Annotated in this window: 19 protein-coding genes and 2 tRNA genes; 13 read left to right on the top strand and 8 right to left on the bottom strand. The window is 73.4% G+C overall.

Annotation, left to right across the window (positions count from 1 at the left end):
- The first annotated feature begins 85 nt into the window (after positions 1-85).
- Both ABD823_RS18495 and ABD823_RS18490 read left to right on the top strand, forming a co-directional pair.
- Entirely contained in the window at positions 86-721 is a 636-nt protein-coding gene (locus ABD823_RS18495) for a serine hydrolase (protein ID WP_344861191.1), read from the top strand.
- Positions 722-973: 252 nt separating this feature from the next.
- Positions 974-1,459: a VOC family protein gene (locus ABD823_RS18490; RefSeq protein ID WP_344861189.1), complete on the top strand. Its 486-nt coding sequence runs from the start codon at positions 974-976 to the stop codon at positions 1,457-1,459.
- Positions 1,460-1,647: 188 nt separating this feature from the next.
- On the opposite strand, the gene ABD823_RS18485 is transcribed toward ABD823_RS18490, so the two are convergent.
- Positions 1,648-3,996, bottom strand: a complete 2,349-nt coding sequence (locus ABD823_RS18485) for an excinuclease ABC subunit UvrA (RefSeq protein ID WP_344861187.1) — start codon at positions 3,994-3,996, stop codon at positions 1,648-1,650.
- Positions 3,997-4,043: 47 nt separating this feature from the next.
- On the opposite strand from ABD823_RS18485, the gene ABD823_RS18480 reads away from it, so the two are divergent.
- Positions 4,044-5,144 (top strand): helix-turn-helix transcriptional regulator, encoded by a 1,101-nt coding sequence (locus tag ABD823_RS18480; RefSeq protein WP_344861185.1) that lies wholly within the window; start codon positions 4,044-4,046, stop codon positions 5,142-5,144.
- Positions 5,145-5,198: 54 nt separating this feature from the next.
- Here the strand turns inward: ABD823_RS18480 and ABD823_RS18475 are convergent, their stop codons facing one another.
- The 4 genes from ABD823_RS18475 to ABD823_RS18460 form a co-directional block, all read right to left on the bottom strand.
- Positions 5,199-5,609 carry a DUF4111 domain-containing protein gene (locus ABD823_RS18475; RefSeq protein ID WP_344861183.1) on the bottom strand — a complete coding sequence of 137 codons (411 nt, stop codon included), beginning with the start codon at positions 5,607-5,609 and terminating at the stop codon, positions 5,199-5,201.
- Positions 5,588-5,953, bottom strand: coding sequence for a hypothetical protein (locus tag ABD823_RS18470; protein WP_344861181.1), 366 nt, complete (start codon positions 5,951-5,953; stop codon positions 5,588-5,590). Before ABD823_RS18470 ends, ABD823_RS18475 begins: the two co-directional genes overlap by 22 nt.
- A gap of 105 nt (positions 5,954-6,058) precedes the next feature.
- A complete protein-coding gene (locus tag ABD823_RS18465; protein WP_344861179.1) occupies positions 6,059-6,460 on the bottom strand; it encodes a RidA family protein in 402 nt (133 codons plus the stop codon).
- 187 nt (positions 6,461-6,647) lie between these two features.
- Positions 6,648-6,956, bottom strand: a complete 309-nt coding sequence (locus tag ABD823_RS18460; RefSeq protein WP_344861177.1) for a hypothetical protein — start codon at positions 6,954-6,956, stop codon at positions 6,648-6,650.
- A gap of 125 nt (positions 6,957-7,081) precedes the next feature.
- On the opposite strand from ABD823_RS18460, the gene ABD823_RS18455 reads away from it, so the two are divergent.
- The 8 genes from ABD823_RS18455 to ABD823_RS18420 all read left to right on the top strand — a co-directional run bounded on the left by ABD823_RS18455 (position 7,082) and on the right by ABD823_RS18420 (position 11,404).
- Positions 7,082-7,157 (top strand) — tRNA-Thr (locus tag ABD823_RS18455).
- 200 nt (positions 7,158-7,357) lie between these two features.
- Positions 7,358-7,431 (top strand) — tRNA-Met (locus ABD823_RS18450).
- A 79-nt stretch (positions 7,432-7,510) separates the two neighbouring features.
- Positions 7,511-7,675, top strand: coding sequence for a 50S ribosomal protein L33 (gene rpmG / locus ABD823_RS18445; protein ID WP_030921771.1), 165 nt, complete (start codon positions 7,511-7,513; stop codon positions 7,673-7,675).
- Between the two features lie 283 nt (positions 7,676-7,958).
- Entirely contained in the window at positions 7,959-8,405 is a 447-nt protein-coding gene (locus tag ABD823_RS18440) for a MaoC family dehydratase N-terminal domain-containing protein (protein WP_344861175.1), read from the top strand.
- Positions 8,405-8,833 carry a MaoC family dehydratase gene (locus ABD823_RS18435; protein ID WP_344861173.1) on the top strand — a complete coding sequence of 143 codons (429 nt, stop codon included), beginning with the start codon at positions 8,405-8,407 and terminating at the stop codon, positions 8,831-8,833. The genes ABD823_RS18440 and ABD823_RS18435 overlap by 1 nt, the downstream gene beginning before the upstream one ends.
- Positions 8,834-8,941: 108 nt before the next feature.
- Positions 8,942-9,310, top strand: a complete 369-nt coding sequence (locus ABD823_RS18430) for a hypothetical protein (RefSeq protein WP_344861171.1) — start codon at positions 8,942-8,944, stop codon at positions 9,308-9,310.
- 130 nt (positions 9,311-9,440) lie between these two features.
- Entirely contained in the window at positions 9,441-10,481 is a 1,041-nt protein-coding gene (locus tag ABD823_RS18425) for a UDP-N-acetylmuramate dehydrogenase (RefSeq protein WP_344861169.1), read from the top strand.
- A gap of 353 nt (positions 10,482-10,834) precedes the next feature.
- On the top strand, positions 10,835-11,404 hold the full coding sequence (locus ABD823_RS18420; protein ID WP_344861167.1) for a TMEM165/GDT1 family protein: 570 nt from the start codon (positions 10,835-10,837) through the stop codon (positions 11,402-11,404).
- A 154-nt stretch (positions 11,405-11,558) separates the two neighbouring features.
- Here ABD823_RS18420 and ABD823_RS18415 read toward each other — a convergent pair whose 3' ends face one another.
- The 3 genes from ABD823_RS18415 to ABD823_RS18405 all read right to left on the bottom strand — a co-directional run bounded on the left by ABD823_RS18415 (position 11,559) and on the right by ABD823_RS18405 (position 15,325).
- A complete protein-coding gene (locus tag ABD823_RS18415) occupies positions 11,559-14,489 on the bottom strand; it encodes a helix-turn-helix transcriptional regulator (protein WP_344861165.1) in 2,931 nt (976 codons plus the stop codon).
- Positions 14,490-14,635: 146 nt separating this feature from the next.
- Entirely contained in the window at positions 14,636-14,803 is a 168-nt protein-coding gene (locus ABD823_RS18410; RefSeq protein ID WP_344861163.1) for a hypothetical protein, read from the bottom strand.
- 378 nt (positions 14,804-15,181) lie between these two features.
- Positions 15,182-15,325 carry a hypothetical protein gene (locus tag ABD823_RS18405; protein WP_344861161.1) on the bottom strand — a complete coding sequence of 48 codons (144 nt, stop codon included), beginning with the start codon at positions 15,323-15,325 and terminating at the stop codon, positions 15,182-15,184.
- 27 nt (positions 15,326-15,352) lie between these two features.
- Here ABD823_RS18405 and ABD823_RS18400 point away from each other — a divergent pair, with 27 nt between their 5' ends.
- Together ABD823_RS18400 and deoC are read left to right on the top strand one after the other, a co-directional pair.
- Positions 15,353-16,018 carry an ABATE domain-containing protein gene (locus tag ABD823_RS18400; RefSeq protein WP_344861159.1) on the top strand — a complete coding sequence of 222 codons (666 nt, stop codon included), beginning with the start codon at positions 15,353-15,355 and terminating at the stop codon, positions 16,016-16,018.
- A 255-nt stretch (positions 16,019-16,273) separates the two neighbouring features.
- Positions 16,274-17,212 (top strand): deoxyribose-phosphate aldolase, encoded by a 939-nt coding sequence (gene deoC, locus ABD823_RS18395; RefSeq protein WP_344861157.1) that lies wholly within the window; start codon positions 16,274-16,276, stop codon positions 17,210-17,212.

Here is a 17,212-nt window from a genome sequence, read left to right as displayed (position 1 = left end):
GTGAAGGTTCCTTCGCGGCTCGGAGCACAGCCCTTCTGGGAACCGCCGATGTCGCTCGGGCGCGACGACGGCCGTACGAGGAACGTTGAAGGCACCGAGGTCGGCGAGGACCGGGTCGATCGGTGGCCGGGCGCGTATCACGGGCGGGACGTACGAGCACGAAGTCACCACCCGCATCCTGCGTCCGGTCGGCATGCGCGACAGCTACCTGCCCGGCACCTCGACACGGATCAAGGGCCCGCACCACCGGGGTTACCAGTCCGTGCCGCCGGGCTTCGAGAAGCCGCCGGGCTCCGAGAACGCCATCGCGTACGGCGACGGGCACGTGGTGGACATGACCAGGACGAGCGTCACCTCGACCTGGGCCTCGGGCGTCCTCATCTCCACCGCCGCCGACCTGGAGAGGTTCGTCACGGCGCTGTTCTCGGGCGAGATCGTGCCGCCGGCCCGGCTGGAGGCGATGTTCACGGTGCCGGACGTGACGATGTTCGACGAGTGCGGCAACCGGCCGGCCACCTATACCTCCGGCATGTCGAAGATGGTGCTGCCGGGCGGACTGGTCGCGTACGGCAAGACCGGGGCCCGCTACGGCTATTCGGCGGGCGCCGGCGCGACGCGGGACCTGTCGAGGGTCGTGGTCTACTCGGTGAACTCCACCGATGCCAAGGCCGCCGGCCAGAACCAGCGGGGCCTGGGCATCGCGCTGGCCTCCTTCGCCTGACGGCTGTCCGGCTTCGCCTGACGGCCGCCCGGCGAGCCGCGGGGACGGGCGCCGCCCTCATGTTCCGGATGGAGCGGCCGGGCCTGACCGCGGGCCGCCGGCCTGCGGACCCGCCAGGGCGAGGTCACGGAACGCCGATGCCGCTTCGGCCGCGGAGCCGTACCGGCGGTTGACCTGAACCAAACTTGAGCTTCTAGGTTCCTTCCAGGAGCGCGGGAACCGGCCCGCGGTGCCTTTCCAGGGAGGTTCGCCATGACCGAGCGCGCGGCTCACACCGAGATCCCCGACCGCTACCGCTACGCCGTGATCCCGCACATCATGGTCGACGACGCCGCCGCGGCGATCGACTTCTACCGGCGGGCGTTCGGCGCCCGCGAGGACTTCAGGCTCGAGGCTCCGGGCGGTGGGATCCTGCACGCCGAGATCACCATCGGGCGGTCGGTCCTGATGCTGGGCGACGCCAGCGTGGACGAGGCGGAGGCCGGCTCCTTCGCCGCTCCGGCCGCGCTCGGCGGAGGCACGTCCGTCACGCTGCACGTCTTCGTGCCGGACGTCGACGCTCTGGCGGAACGCGCGCAGGCCGCCGGCGCCGAGATCCTGCAGCCGCCGAAGGACATGTTCCACGGTGACCGCACCGCCATCCTCAAGGACCCCTCCGGCCACATGTGGGTGTTCCTGACCCATGTCGAGGACGTCTCAGAGGAGGAGCTCCGGCGCCGCCTGGCCGCCGCCGGGTGACCGGCCAGGCGGATGACGGCCGCCGGCCGCATTCGGAGTACGGCCGGCGGTCACCGGGCAGAACACGCGAGTCCTGCGGCGACGAGCACGAGAGCGGCCAGAGCGAGTGTCCTCATCTGAGTCGAACAGATGCCTCCCCGCCCTGACCTCGACCGGCGACCGTTCCCAGCCTATTCGGCCGCACCGCGTCAGCCCGCGTGCCGGAGCACCGGTCGTCCGATGGCCCGGGCCGCCTCGCGGAGGTAGCGGCCGGTCACCGAGGCCGGGTAGTCGGCGAGCGCGTGAGGGGGGCCTTGGAACACGACGGTGCCGCCGTGCAGGCCGGCGCCCGGGCCGATGTCGATGACGTGGTCCGCCCGGGCGATGACGCGCTGGTCGTGCTCGATGGCGATGATCGTGGCGCCGTCCTCGACGAGATCGTCGAAGAGGGCGAGGAGGCGGTCGACGTCGGTCCCGTGCAGGCCCGCGGTGGGTTCGTCGAGGACGATCCGCCGGCCGCGGGCGCCGCCGGCCTCTCCGATGTCCCCGAGGTGCCGGGCGAGCCGGAGGCGTTGCCGTTCCCCGCCGGAGAGGGTGTCGAGGCTCTGCCCGATCGACAGGTATCCGAGCCCGACGCGGTCCAGCCAGCGCAGGCGGCGGGCGGTGTCGGGCTGGTCCGCGAAGAGCGCCGCGGCCTCGGCGGGGCTCATGGCGAGGACGTCCGCGATGGTGCGGCCGCGCAGGGCCGCGGCCAGTGCCGTGGGGTTGAACCTGGCGCCGCCGCAGGCGTCGCAACTGGTCTGCACGTCGTCGAGGAAGGCGAGGTCGGTGGTGATGACGCCCCTGCCCTTGCAGACCGGGCACGCGCCGCGGCCGTTGGGGCTGAACCACGACGGGTGCAGGCCGGTGTCCCGGCTGAAGGCGTCGCGGATCGCGTCGGCGACGCCGAGTACGGTGACCGGCGTGGACCTGGCGCCCCCGCGCAGGGGTGCCTGGCCGATGACGGTGAAGTCCGGATGCTGCCGCGGCAGCACGTGCGCGAACAAGGTGCTCTTGCCCGATCCCGCGACGCCGGTCACGGCGGTGAGCACCCCGAGGGGGACCTCGACGGTGACGTCGCGGAGGTTGTGCGCGTCCGCGTGGGCGATCGTCACCGACCCGCTCGGGGTCCGGGGACGCCGGCGGAGCCGGACCGGGGCGCGGAGCACCCGGCCGGTCTCGGTGTCGGCGTCCCGCAGGCCGTCGGGGGGGCCTTCGAACAGCACGGTGCCGCCGTCGGCCCCGGCCGCGGGCCCGAGGTCGACGACGTGGTCGGCGGCGGTGACGACGGCCGGGTGGTGCTCGACGACGAGGACGGTGTTGGCCGCGTCGCGGAGCCGGGCGAGCAGGCCGAGCAGGCGGTGCACGTCGTGCGGGTGGAGTCCCGCGCTGGGCTCGTCGAAGACGTAGCAGACGTCGCTGAGCGCGCTGCCGAGGTGCCGGACGATCTTCACGCGCTGGGCCTCGCCGCCGGAGAGGGTGCTGGAGTCGCGGTCGAGGCTGAGGTAGCCGAGCCCCACCGCGTCGAGTGCGTCGAGGCGGTCGCGGACGGCCGCGATGAGCGGGGCGACGGCGGGGTCGGTCACCGCTCCGGCGACGTGCCGCAGTTCGCCGACCGGCAGGGCGTACCAGTCGGCGATCGACCGGCCGTCGATCAGGCTCGCGCGGGCCCGGTCGTTGAGCCGCGTCCCGGCGCAGCCGGGGCAGGTGCGCCGTGTCACGACCCGGGCGAGGGCGTCCCGTTCGTCCTCGGTGAGCCGCGACGGGGTGCGGCGCAGGTAGGACCGGCGCAGGCGGGGGACGACGCCGTCGAAGACGGCGGACTTGGGGTACTCGGGATCGGGGTCCGTCAGCCGCAGCCCTTCGGCGTGGAGCACGGTGTCCAGCTCGGACGGGGGGAGTTCGGACAGCGGGACGTCCGGGTCGGCGACCCGGGCGTGGACGAGCCGCTTCCACCGGTAGGTCCCGGGGGCGAAGGCGGGGAACCTGATCGCGCCCTCGCGCAGGCTCCGCGACCGGTCGAGGAGGAGGTCGAGGTCGATGTCGTCCACGACGCCGAGCCCCTCGCACCGCGGGCACATGCCCTCCGGGTCGTTGAACGAGTACGCCGGGGTGAACCCCGCCGAGGGCCTGCCGGCGCGGGAGAACACCAGCCGCAGCAGCGGGGCGAGGTCGCAGGCCGTGGCGACGGTCGACCGCGCGTTTCCGGTGAACCGGCGCTGGTCCACGACCGTGGTGAACATCAGCCCGTCGAGCCGGTCCACGTCCGCCTGCGGATGCTGCGGGAGCCGGTTGCGGACGAACGCCGGGTAGCTGTCGTTGACCAGCCGCTGCGCCTCGGCGGCGATCGTGTCGAACACCAGCGACGACTTGCCTGAGCCCGACACCCCGGTGAACACGGTGAGCCGGCGTTTCGGCACCCGTACCGAGACGTCGCGGAGGTTGTGGGTCCGGGCGCCCTCGACCGTGATCCACGCTTCCCGGTCCGAGGCCGCGGTGAACGGTTCTGTGATCGTCATGCCTCCACGCTACGATGGGTTGTGGACAGATGATGTCCACAACTCCGATGACCGCGATCGGGGACGACCAGGAGACGAGGTGCACCGTGCCGGCGCCGAGGGAGCGGATGCTGCGGCTGCTCTCGCTGCTGCAGACCGGCCGGCGGTGGTCCGCCGAGGAGCTCGCCTCCGCCATGGACGCGACCCCGCGCACGCTCCGCCGGGACATCGGGCACCTGCGCGCCCTGGGTTATCCGGTGGAGAGCGCGCGCGGACCGGGCGGCCACTACCGCCTCGTCGCCGGTGCCGCGCTGCCCCCGCTCATGCTCGAGGACGACGAGGCGGTCGCCACCGTCCTCGGTCTCAAGCTCGCCGCCGCCGGCGGTGCCGGACTGGACTTCGCGACCGAGGCCGCCGAGCGCGCCGCCACCAAGCTGCGCCGCATCCTGCCCGCCCCGCTGCGCCGCCGGACCGACGAGATCCTCACCGCCGTCGAGATCGGCGCCACCGGGCATCCCCAGCCGAGCCCGGCGATCCTCAGCGAGCTCGCCGCCGCCATCACGGCGCACCGCCGCGTCGTGTTCGACCACGTGGGGAACCACGCGGACGAGCACGCAGGTGAGCGTGCGGACGAGCACGCGGGTGACCGCGTGGGCGAGGACGCGGGTGACCGCGCGGGCGGGCGGGGACCGGCGCGGCGCACGGTCGAACCGCACCGGCTCGTGCGCCTGCGGCAGCGCTGGTACCTGTTCGCCTGGGACCTCGACCGGCACGACTGGCGCGCCTTCCGGCTCGACCGGATCGACGGTCCGCGCACGACCGGCGACGTCTTCCGGCCGCGCGCCCTGCCGGCGGACGACCTGGTGGCCCACCTCCGGGAACGTTTCCGGAGCCCGGCCGCCCACCGGGTCGTGCTCACCCTGCACACCGACGCGCACGACGCCGCCGCACGCCTCCACCGCATCGACGGGACGCTGCAACCCCTCGACAGCGGCGGGTGCCGGTACGTCGCCGAGGTCGACTCCTACGAGTGGCTCGCCACCGTCCTCGTCCTCGCCGGCGTCGAGTTCACCGTCGAGCGGCCCGACGCCTTCGGCGGCTATCTCGCCCGTGCCGCGCACCGCCTGCTGCGCGCGACCGGCCACGTCTCCACCACCGGTACGCCGTAGAGAACCCGCTGCCGGTGGGCGGACCGCCTCGGGGGCGCGGCGCGGCTGCGCGCCTCAGCGGTGCGGCAGCCGGTCGATCTCGGCGAGCACCGCGTCCGCGTGCGGACGTACGCGTGCCCTCAGCTCGTCGCTCCAGCCCCCCTCCGCGTACCGGCGGGTGAGATACAGCTCTCTGGCGTGCTCCAGGACGGGACGGTGCTCCGGTGGCAGCCGGGTGAGGGCCCAGTCGGCGGCGTCCTTCGGCCTGATCTCACCGGTGGCGAGCGTCGTCCAGACGCGGGCGAGGGTCAGCACGACGTTGCGGGTGTCGTCCTCCAGGTCGTCGAGGAGCCCGGGGACGCCCGCCACGCCCGCCCGGACCGGGTCCGCGTGCGGGACGGGGTCCAGGACCTGTGCCGGAGGCGGACCGGTGAGGGCGCGGCCGCCGGTCAGCACCGTCGTGATCAGCAGGGCCAGGTCCGGCATCGGTTCCGGCTGAGGGGGCCGTGGGCGTGGAACCCGGCGCGCAGCCACTCGCCGTACAGGAAGTCACCGGTCGGCGGGAAGCGCCACGGGCGGACCTCGGACCGGACGACGACGGTGAGCTCGACCGGACGGGTCCCGGCCGTGAGGCCGGAGACCTCGGACAGTCCTCCGAGGAGCGCCTTCCGCTCCCGGTCGTCCATGGACCGCCGGGAGACGGCGAGGACGTCCAGGTCGCTGGCCGCTCTGAGGCCGCCGAGCACGGAGGAGCCGTGGAGGTAGGCGCCGATGAGGCCGGGGCCCAGCACGTCGTGGAGCAGTCGCACGACCCGCTGGAGCTGATCCACCCGGCCGGCGTAGACCACCGGCCGGAGGGGGCAGACGCCCCGGGCGACCGCGCCGGGACCGTCCGCAGCCGATCTCGGGCCCTCGTGGCGTGGCCCCCCGGGGTCTCAGGCGGGGACGGCGGCGACCGCCTCGACCTCGATCAGGATGTCGGGCCGGAACAGGCCCGCGACCTGGACGAGAGAGCTGGTCGGGGGCCGCTCCACGTTGACGAACTCGTCGCGTACGGCCCGCACCACGGGCAGCGCCGAGGTGTCCACGACGTAGATCGTGAGCTTGAAGACGTCGTCCCAGGTGGCGCCGGCCGCTTCGAGCGCGGTGCCGACGTTCTGCATGGCCAGGCGGGTCTGGGCCTCCCAGTCGCCGGCGGGGGCGGGCGCGCCGTCCGCGGTGAGCGGGACCTGCCCGGAGGTCCAGACGATCCGGCTGCCCGGCGGGACGCTCGCGACGTGGCTGTAGCCGTTGGCCGGCGGAAGCGCAGGGGAGGCGCCGTACTCGATGTGCTGCATGGGTGCCTTCTCTCGTGGCCGCGGTGGCGCGGCCGTGGGTCGTGTCGGGGTTGCCGGTCGGGCGCGGGCCGCGGTGGTGCGGCCGGTGGCCGTGCGCGGGCGCGGGTGGCGGTGGTGCGGTTGGCGGCCGTGCGCGGGCGGGCGGGGACGGTGCGGGGGCGCCGGCCGTGCGCGGGCGGCGGGTCCCTCAGCGGTTCAGCGCCTCCCAGAGGGTGGTGAACTCCTCGGCGGTCAGCCGGTTCAGGCCGAAGTCGTCCGGGTAGAGCGGGCCCTCGGCCAGGAAGCCGTGCTCGTCCTCCAGGTGGCGCCACGAGTAGCGGCGGGCGACCCCGTCGGAGCCGAGCTCGGCGTGCCGGACCGGCCAGTATTCGCCGCCGTCGTCGATGACGGTCTCGAACAGCCACACGTGGCCGTCGCCGTCCACCCCGTGCCAGTACAGGTGGGGGCGGTCGCTCTCGTCGAGCGCCCGGATCGCCTGCCTGCGCTGCTCGTGCACCGGACTGTCTCCCCTCGGTCGGACACTGGAGGACCAGTCTGCCCGGCTCCGGGTTCTGATTTCGCATCGTGCCCGTCAGGCGTGTATGGTTACACCTGTCCGCAGCGCGAGAGCGAAGCAGACAGGCCCCTATAGCTCAGTCGGCAGAGCGTCTCCATGGTAAGGAGAAGGTCAACGGTTCGATTCCGTTTGGGGGCTCCACAGCCTGACGCCCTGGCCTTTCGGTTGGGGCTTTTGGCTTGGGTGGACCTGGTCGAGGCCACCCGGAAAAGCGTAAGGTTCCCGGCGCGGAGGCGGGCATATCGGGGCAAACCCCCGGTAACGGTCCCGACCTGCACAGGTGCGCGGTCGCTCCGCGAATCGGGTATCCTTGCGAGGGCGGCCGATCCCGTCGGCCCCAAGGCGGAGTAGCTCAGTCAGGCAGAGCAAACGGCTCATAATCGTTGTGTCGCCGGTTCAAGTCCGGCCTCCGCTACTACCCTCCCGGACCCCCTTCCTCAGAAGGGGCTCCGGCGTGGGTCGTCCCTGTCCCGAACGTAGAAAGGCACTCCCACGTGGCTGCCACCGACGTTAGGCCGAAGATCACGCTGGCCTGCCAGGAGTGCAAGCACCGCAACTACATCACGCGGAAGAACCGGCGTAACGACCCGGACCGGCTTGAGCTCAAGAAGTACTGCCCTAACTGCAAGACGCACCAGGCGCACCGCGAGACCCGCTGAGTCTCTGCGAAGCCTTCCGTCTCGCGGCGGGAGAAGAGCACTTCTGTAGCACTCACACAGTCGTCGACAAGGCCGGCGCCCTCTCCGAGGGCGCCGGCCTTGTCGCATGTGCGGGCCTTTGTCGTATACGTACAGGTTTTCTGGATCGGTGTTGACCACGCTCCGCACCCGGATCGGCCCCCGGCCGGGCTACGGTTCTCCTGGTGAGCGGGACGGGACCCTTCTCCCGGACCCTGTTCAGTTAATGTCGGCCTCACCAGCCCGAATTCCGTAAAGGAGCACGATGGCTCTGAACCGTGATTTCGTCGGGCGGGCCTCCGCGCCCTCCGCGCCCTACGAGGTCAGCCGAGTGAAGATCAGAGAGTTCGCGGCGGCGATCGGCGACGGCAACCCGATCTACCGGGACAGGGAGGCCGCGCGGGCGGCCGGGCACCCGGACGTGGTGGCTCCGCCCACTTTCCCCATCGTGTTCAGCCTGGCGGGAGGGTCGATCCTGGCCGACCCCGACCTCGGCCTGAACTTCGCGATGGTCGTCCACGGCGAGCAGCGCTTCCAGTACCAGCGGCCGATCTACGCCGGTGACGAGCTGGTCAGCGTCTCGACCGTGACCGACATCCGCAGTGTGGGCCGCAACGAGTTCATCACCGTGCGGAGCGACGTCACGACCGTCGAGGGCGAGCCCGTCTGCACGACCTACAACACCATCGTCGAGCGTGGAGGTGCCGGCTGATGGCCGCGACGGTGAAGTACGACGACGTCGAGGTCGGCCAGGAGATCCCGGCCGCGGACTACCCGGTGCGCCGGGTCGACCTGGTGATGTACGCCGGGGCCTCGGGCGACTTCAACCCCATCCACTGGAACGAGCGGTTCGCCAAGACCGTCGGCCTGCCCGACGTGATCGCGCACGGCATGTTCACCATGGCGCAGGGCGGGCGCTTCGTCACCGACTGGGCCGGCGATCCGGCCGCGGTCGTCGACTACGGCGTGCGCTTCTCCTCCATGGTGGTCGTCCCGGACGACGACAGGGGCGCCGTCATCACGGTGAGCGGCCGCATCGAGGACAAGCTCGAGGACAAGCGCGTGGTGGTCGCCCTGACCGCCACCTGCGACGGCTCCCGGGTCCTGTCCAAGGCCCGCGCGGTGGTCCAGCTCTCCTGAGCCGCCGCTTCTCCCGGGTCTCCGCCGAGCCCGGGACGGCCCGCACGCCCGGTGGCCCGGCCGCCCGGGGAGGAGCATCTTCCCCGGGCCCGTGGGTAGGCGTCCGGCATGAACGAAACACCACGCCAGGTCAGTGAACGGGCCGAGACGAGGGCCGGGGAGCGGGTCCACGACCGGCCGGTCGAAGAGGTGTCCGAGGCCGCGCGGCGGACCGGTGAGCCCGAGCGGGTGGACCCGCCCGGCGCCAAGCTGATCGCGGACGAGGAGGCGTACCCGGAGCAGCCGCCCGAGGGTGCCGAGCTCGTCGGCCGGGAGGGCGGCAACGAGCTGGAGGGCAACGCCGAGCGCATGGTCGCCTCGCAGCGGCTGTGGGACGGCAGCCTGTCGGTGTCGCGGCTGGACGAGGCCATGCCGCGGGGCCAGGACGAGGACCCCGCGGGCTCCCCGGACCAGGGACGCGGCGACACCGCGACGTGAGCGCCCCGGCGGCCCGCCGTACGTGACCGTCCCGGGACGCGCCCGCCCGGGGACGGTCCGGACCGTGTCCGGACCGTCCGGTGCCGCATAGGCTGGTCGCGAATTTTGTCGGGTCTGCTGGGGATGAGGCATGGCTGAGCGGGTTGCAGGGGTACGGCTGGCGCCGTACACGACGTTGGGGCTGGGCGGGCCGGCGCGGGCGTTCGTGGAGGCGGGGTCGGCCGAGGAGCTCGTCGAGCTGGTCGCCGAGGCGGACCGGACGGGCGAGCCGGTGCTCGTGCTCGGCGGCGGCAGCAACCTGGTCGTCTCCGACGAGGGTTTCGACGGGCTGGTGGTGCGCGTCGCGTCGCGCGGCGTCGCGGCCGACGGCGACCTGGTGACCGCCGCGGCGGGGGAGGACTGGGACGCGCTGGTGGAGCGGGCCGTGGCGGAGGGACGCTCCGGGATCGAATGCCTGGCGGGCATCCCCGGGCAGGTCGGCTCCACGCCGATCCAGAACGTCGGCGCCTACGGGCAGGACGTCTCGCAGACGATCACCGCCGTCCGGGTCTACGACCGCCCGGCCGGACGGGTGCGCGACCTGACCGCCGCCGAGTGCGCCTTCGCCTACCGGCACAGCGTCTTCAAGCGGGAGCCCGGGCGGTACGTCGTCCTCGCGGTCACCTACGCCCTGCCCCGGGACGGCGGGCTGTCCGGCCCGGTCGCCTACCGCGAGCTGGCGCTGCGGCTGGGCGTCGAGCTCGGCGAGCGGGTCCCGCTCGCCGAGGCCAGGCAGGCGGTGCTGGGGCTGCGCGCGGGCAAGGGCATGGTCCTCGACCCCGCCGACCCGGACACCCGCAGCGCGGGCTCGTTCTTCACCAACCCGGTCCTGACCGGGCAGGAGGCGGCCGAGCTGGAGCTGCGCGCCCCCGGCTTCCCACGCTGGGACATGCCCGGCGGGGCGGTGAAGGTGCCGGCCGCCTGGCTGATCGAGAACGCCGGTTTCCCCAGGGGCTACCGGCGCGGTCCGGCCCGGATCTCCACCAAGCACACCCTCGCGCTGACCAACCCGGAGCTGGCGGCGCGTACGGAGGACCTCCTCGACCTGGCCAGGGAGGTCCGGGACGGGGTGCGCGAGAAGTTCGGCGTGACGCTGGTCAACGAGCCCGTGCTGATCGGCGCCCGCCTCTGACCCGCTCCCGGGCGTGCGCCCGCCGCATCCGTCCGTCTCGCGCGGGCGGCCCTCCCGGGCCGTGCGCCGGTGGGGAATGGACAGCGGCCCTCCCGGCCCGTGCACGGGTGGGAATGGACAGCGGGTCCGGGATGTTAGGGTCGAGTGGAAACACCCGAAGGGGAGTAGTCCCAATCGCGTGATCGACACACTGGCGCTCCGGCGCCCGGTCACGCGGGCCTGGCATCCGCAGGCGGACGAGACCTTCGGCCTGGCAGGCATATCGACATTCATGCCGCCGGGCCGAAGACGTGCCCGAGACTCCCCGGGTGCCCCCTTCCGGCCCGGTCGCATGCGCGTGAAGGGCGACCCCGTTGGAAGCGTTCTGGATCAGTCTCGCTGTGATCTTCGTCGCCGAGCTCGGCGACAAGAGCCAGCTCATGGCGATGACCTTCGCCACCCGGTTCAAGCCGTGGCCGGTCCTGGCCGGCATCACCCTGGCCACCACGGTGGTCCACCTCGTCAGCGTCGGCCTGGGCGGCCTGGTCGGTGACTTCCTCCCCACCACCGCCATCACGGTCGTGGCGGGCATCGCGTTCCTCGGCTTCGCGCTGTGGACGCTGCGCGGGGACGAGCTGACCGAGGAGGAGGCGGGCAAGGCCAAGCGCACCACCCGCTCGGCGCTCATCGCGGTGACCGTGGCCTTCTTCCTGGCCGAGCTGGGCGACAAGACCATGCTCGCCACCATCACGCTGGCCACCCAGCACGACTGGGTGGGCACCTGGATCGGCTCGACGGTCGGCATGGTCGCCGCCGACGCGCTGGCCATCGCGGTCGGCCTCCTGCTCGGCAAGAATCTGCCGGAGAAGGTCGTCCGGTACGGCGCCGCAGCCGCGTTCGGGGTCTTCGGCGTGCTGCTGATCGCCGAGCCGGTGCTCGCCTGACCGGCTGCGGGCCCCATCCGGAGGAAGCGGCGCGCTCAGGAGGGCGTGCTCAGGAGGGCCGGGCGTGCCCCAGAAGGGCGTGCTCAGGAGGTTGCGGGGCGAGGCTCCGGCGCAGGACCGGGCCGCCGGATCGGAGCTCCCGGGGCGCGGCCGGTCAGGGCGAGGCGGTGATCAGGGCGAGGCGGTGGGCGGCCGCGGCGGCCTCGCCGCGGGTGGAGACGCCGAGCTTGGCCAGGATGTTCGAGACGTGCACGCTCACCGTCTTGGCCGAGATGAACAGCTCGGCGGCGATGTCCCGGTTCGAGCGTCCCAGGGCGACGAGGCGGAGCACCTCCTGCTCGCGCGGGGTGAGCGCCGGAACGCCGGCCGGGGTGCCGCCCGCGGCGCCGGCCGCGGCACCCTCCTGCCGGGCCCCCTCCGGCGCGTCCCGGGTGAGCGCCGCGCCGATCCGGCGGGCCAGGGCCTCGATCTCGGCGACCAGGGGCCGGGCGCCCAGCGCCACCGCGACCGGGTGGGCCGTGCGCAGCCGTACGGCGGCGCCCTCGCGGTCGCCCGAGGCGGCCGCGGTACGGGCCGCCCGCAGCAGCGCCGCGGCCCGGCGGAAGGGGCGGTCGAGCCGGTCCCAGGCGGCGGCCGCGGCGTCGTGGTCGCCGTCGAAGCAGAGCCGGTAGGCCTCGGCGACCGGGCCGTCCGCGGTCATCGCGGCGACGGACTCCTCGGCCAGGCGGCGCAGCGCCGCGGCCCGCTCCGGGGCGACCGGGGCGGCGGCCTCGCACGCCTCGGCGATCTGGGCGACCAGCCGCCAGCCCAGCTCGGGCTTGTTCAGGACGCGCGCCTCCAGCGTCATCCGCCCGGCCGCCTCCAGCGCGGCCTCCGGCGCGCCCTCCAGCAGGTGGAGCCGGATGGCGAGGCAGGTGTTGGCGACCGCCTCCTGGGTGAACTCCTCCTGCTCGGGGCGGGGACCGAACATCGCCAGAACGGACCTGAGCACCTCGGTCTCACCGCGCGCGGCGGCGACCTCCGCGCGGGTCCGGCTCAGGTGGTGCCGGTCGCGGGTGGAGGGGTCCTTGGCCAGCTCCCGCTCGGTCACCTCGGCGGCCTCGTCGAAGCGGCCCAGCGCCTCCAGCGCCTCGGCGCGGTTGCCGGCGATGAAGGCGCCCTGGGTGCGGTGCCGGCCGTACTCCTTGGCCAGCCGCTCGCCCTCCAGCGCCAGCTCGACGGCCTCGGCCGAGCGGCCCAGGTTGTTCAGCGCGTCCACGGTGTTGGCCAGGGCGCGCAGCACGATCCGGCCGGAGCGCAGCCGCCTGCCGATCTCCAGCGCGATCTCGTTGGCCTCCAGCATGAGCGGGGAGCGGCCGGCGGTCGAGTGGCCCACCCCGAGGTTGAGCAGCAGGTCGGCCTCCAGGCACTCGTCGCCGTGGGCGCGGGCGATGGCCAGGGCCTCCTCGGTGAGCGCCGTCCCCTCGTCCACCTCGTTGCGGAAGATCAGGTAGGAGCCGAGCCTGGCCAGCACGTGGGCGCGGGCCAGGCTCCCGGCGGGCGCCAGCCGCTCGGCGTAGCGCAGGTCGTCGAGCGCCCCGGGGCGCCGCTTGCCCAGCTTCAACTGCGAGAGCCGTACGACCAGCTCGGCGACCCGCTCCGGCTCGGCCGCCTCGTCCAGCTCGGCGAGGGCCGCCTTGGTGAACTTCACGCCGCGGTCGTACTCGCCGCAGGCGTGCGCGGCCTCCGAGGCCTGCTCCAGCACCGTGGTGTGGTCGGCGCCGATCCGGTCGGCGGCGTCGGGCACCTTGCCCCACAGCGTGAGCACCCGCTCCAGCAGCTGCACCTTCTCGTTGTAGGCGAAGGTCCGGGCGGCCTCCTGCGCGGCCTCCCAGGCCGAGACGAGGGCCCACACGTCGTCGCGGGCGGAGTACCAGTGGTGGGCGATCTCGATGGCGGCCCGGCCGGGCGGGACCAGCGTGCGGTCGCGCCCGATCTCCTCGGCGAAGCGGGCGTGCAGCCGCACGTGCTCGCCGGGCAGGAGCTCGTCGTGGACGGCCTCGCGGATCAGGGCGTGCCGGAAGGCGTAGGCGCGGCCGTCGGCGACCTGGACCACGTTGGCCGCGACGGCGGGCCGGATGGCGTCCTCCAGCTCCACGCCGGACAGGCCGGTGACGGCGGCGAGCAGATCATGGCCGACCCGGATGCCGCCCGCGGCGGCCACCCGGAGCACCCGCTGGGTCTCGTCGGGCAGCTGCTCGACCGAGCCGATGATCAGGTCGTGCAGGGAGTCGGGGAGGGCGCAGTCGCCGTCGGCGCACTCCATGAGGGCCTCGACGAAGAGCGGGATGCCCTCGCTGCGCCGGTGGACCTCCGTGACCCGGGCGAACTCCGGGGTCCGGCCGAGGATGCCGGCCATCTGCGCGGCCACCTCGTCCTGGGTGAGCCGGGGCAGGTCCATCCGCATGACCCCGTCCACCCGGCCCAGCTCGGCGAGGACCGGCCGGAGCGGGTGCTGGCGGTGCAGGTCGTCGGAGCGGTAGGTGAGGACCATGAGCACCGGTGCGGAGCGCAGATTGCGGCTGAGGAAGGCGATCAGATCGCGGCTGGACCGGTCGGCCCAGTGGATGTCCTCGATGACCAGGACGATCGGGCGCTGCTCGGCCAGGCGCTCCAGCAGGGTCAGGATCTGCTCGAAGAGGCGGGCACGGGCGGTCTCGCTCTCGGTGTCGCCGCCGGGCTCGCCGAACTCGGGCAGCAGCCGGGCCAGGTCGCGGGCCGCGCCCTCCGGCAGCAGCGCCGACACCTCCTCGGCGCCCCGCTCGCGGACCAGCTGGCGCAGCGCCGCGGTGAAGGGCGCGTAGGCGAGGCCCTCGGCGGACAGCTCCACGCAGCCGCCGGCCAGCACGAGCGCGCCGTCGAGGGCGGCCCGCTCGGCGAAGCAGGTGACCAGGCGGCTCTTGCCGACCCCGGCCTCGCCGCCGAGCAGCACGGCGGCCGCGGCCTTCTTGCGCGCCTGGGTGAACGCCTCGGCCAGCTCCGCGAGCTCCCTCTTCCGCCCCACGAAGACGGGGCTCACCGCCCGACCCATCATGGTTTCCAGCATTCCATGTCTTCCATGTTGATTCCTCCCTTTATCGGGAGGTCCGCACAGGCCCGGCCGGGGAGGTCCGCACAGGCCCGGCCGGGGGTCCTACGGAGGCTGAGGAGCCCGGCCGGGCTGGGGCGTGCGGCCGGGCTCTCGTGCGGGCGTCATGCGGCGAGGGTCTTGCCGAAGAACCGCAGCCCGCGGCGGCGCGCCCCCTCGGAGCGGCTCTTGCGGACGGCCTCGGCCTCACGCGCGAGACGGTGCTGGGCCGCCTCCTCGCGGAGCTCGGCGTTGCGGTTGACCATTACCTGGAAGTGAAGCTCGGGACCCATGTCGGGCTCCTCCTTGAAGCGGTGCGATTCCCTTACACACTCAAGGTTCGGTCTAAGGCCCCCGGTGCCGCATCGGACGGATGCCCTATCTCCGGGCACCGGTCCGGCGCGGGCCGCGCCTAAGGCATCTGCGGAACCCCCGGCATGCCTAGGACGACCGCCATACCCCCGGCATGCCTAGGACGGCCGCCATCCGCCGGCCAGGCCCTGAGCGGCCGGATGGCCGCATGGTGCTGCGGGGCCGGTCCGTGTGAGGCGATGGGCGGGGCCGGCGACGGTGCCGGCCGCGTCGCCACCCGCCGGGAGCGCGGCACCGTCCTCTCACGGGCCGTGCGGTGTGCCTCCCGGGGGGGATATCCGATGTGCCTCCCGGAGGGGCTATGCGGTGTGCAGGACCTCGGCGTGCCGCATCTCGTGCACGGTGCCGATCCGGCTGAAGAAGCCCTGCGCGCGGGGATCGCCCGGCATCTCCTCGGCCGCGCGCGCGGCGACGGCGGCGGACGACCAGATGATGAGGTCCATGACGGTGCCGTCGTCGAAGCGGGCGAGGTGGGCGCCCTGGAATCCGTCGCCGTAGCGCTCCCTGAGCAGCTCGACGAGCTGTTCCCGGTGGGCGGTGAGGGCGGCGGGGTCGTCGGTGTCGAACCTGACATCCGGGATCTGCAGGAGATGCCGTGGATCGGCGAGGACCCGGTCCTCGATCTGGCCAACACGGTCGTCGTCGGCGCGGGCCCGGCCCGCAGTGACATCGACTTCTTCGCCGATCGGGAACTCACCGGGCGATGGCGTGCTCGCACCGACCGCGGACTGGCCGCCCTCCCCCTGGACGAGCTGCGTCGGCTACGCGGGTTGGTCCGCGGCGCACTGGACGCGGCGGCCAGGCGGCACCCGTTCGACGACGGCCTGCGGACCGGCCTGAACGAACTCGCCTCCGCGGCTCCCGTCATCTTCCAGGTGACCGGCGACGGGCTGCTCGAACAGCGGGAGCAGAACGCCGCCGCCGGCGCCGCCATCGCCCGCGACACGCTCATCCTGACGGCGGGTCCGGACCGGCAGCGGATACGACGCTGCCCCGCCCCCAGCTGCGGCATGTTCTTCCTGGCCAGACGCCGTGATCAGGCATGGTGCTCCCTCGGCTGCGGCAACCGGGCGCGCTCCACCCGGCGCCAGCCGCGGGAAGCGGGCGAGGCGACCGGGGCCGCGGCCGGATCGTGACACCGGGCCCGCGCCGGCGCCGCGGGCGTCGCGTGCGGCCGCCGGGCCGTCCGCCGCGGGCGGTCCGCGACCGGATCCCGGGGGCCGCCGCGGGTTCCTCCCGGCGGGCGCCGGGAGGCTCTTGGGCGGGACATGACCGTCCCCGGCCGTCACCCGGCTGGACTCGGCGAATGTTCACAAAAAGTCGTTACCGGGCTCAGTCGCGTCCGGTTTGGAACTCACCATCCGAGTCGGCATGCTGGAGTGGTGTCAACTGTGACTACTCCGCTCGCTGACGTGGCCTCGTCCGGCGCCACGCTGCGAGCCTTCCTACACGGCCTGCCCGGCGTCGACCGCGTGGGCGCGGACCAGCGAGCCGCCATGCTCGGCACCCGGTCGATCAAGACCACCGCCAAGGCGGAGGCGATCGACCTGGCCATCCGCATGGTGGACCTGACGACCCTGGAGGGCGCGGACACGCCCGGCAAGGTCCGCGCGATGTGCGCCAAGGCCGTCCACCCCGATCCGAGCGACCCGTCCGTCCCGAAGACGGCCGCGGTCTGCGTCTACCCCGACATGGTCGGCCAGGCGGTGGACGCGCTCGCCGGCTCCGGTGTGAAGGTGGCCAGCGTCGCGACCGCGTTCCCGAGCGGGCGCTCCTCCCTGGAGGTCAAGGTCGCCGACACCGCGCTCGCGGTGGCCGCCGGCGCCGACGAGATCGACATGGTGATCGACCGCGGCGCGTTCCTGTCCGGCGACTACCTGAAGGTCTACGAGGAGATCGTCGCCGTCAAGGCCGCCTGCGGCGCGGCCCACCTGAAGGTCATCCTGGAGACCGGCGAACTCGCGACCTACGACAACGTACGGCGTGCGTCCTGGCTGGCGATGCTGGCCGGCGCCGACTTCATCAAGACGTCCACCGGGAAGATCCAGCCCGCCGCGACGGCGCCGGTCACGCTCGTCATGCTGGAGGCGGTCCGCGACTTCCTCGCGGCGACCGGCCGCAAGGTCGGCGTCAAGCCCGCGGGCGGCATCCGGACCACCAAGGACGCGATCAAGATGCTCGTCCTGGTCAACGAGACCGTCGGCGAGGGCTGGCTCGACCCCGACTGGTTCCGCCTGGGCGCCTCGTCCCTCCTCAACGACCTGCTGATGCAGCGCCAGAAGATGGCGACCGGCCGGTACGCGGGTCCCGACTACTTCACCCTGGACTGA

The sequence above is a fragment of the Planomonospora alba genome, assembly GCF_039534085.1.
Classification (GTDB): Bacteria; Actinomycetota; Actinomycetes; order Streptosporangiales; family Streptosporangiaceae; genus Planomonospora_B; species Planomonospora_B alba.
Note: the sequence above shows the minus strand (reverse complement) of the source record. Positions and strands in the feature narration are given on the sequence as shown.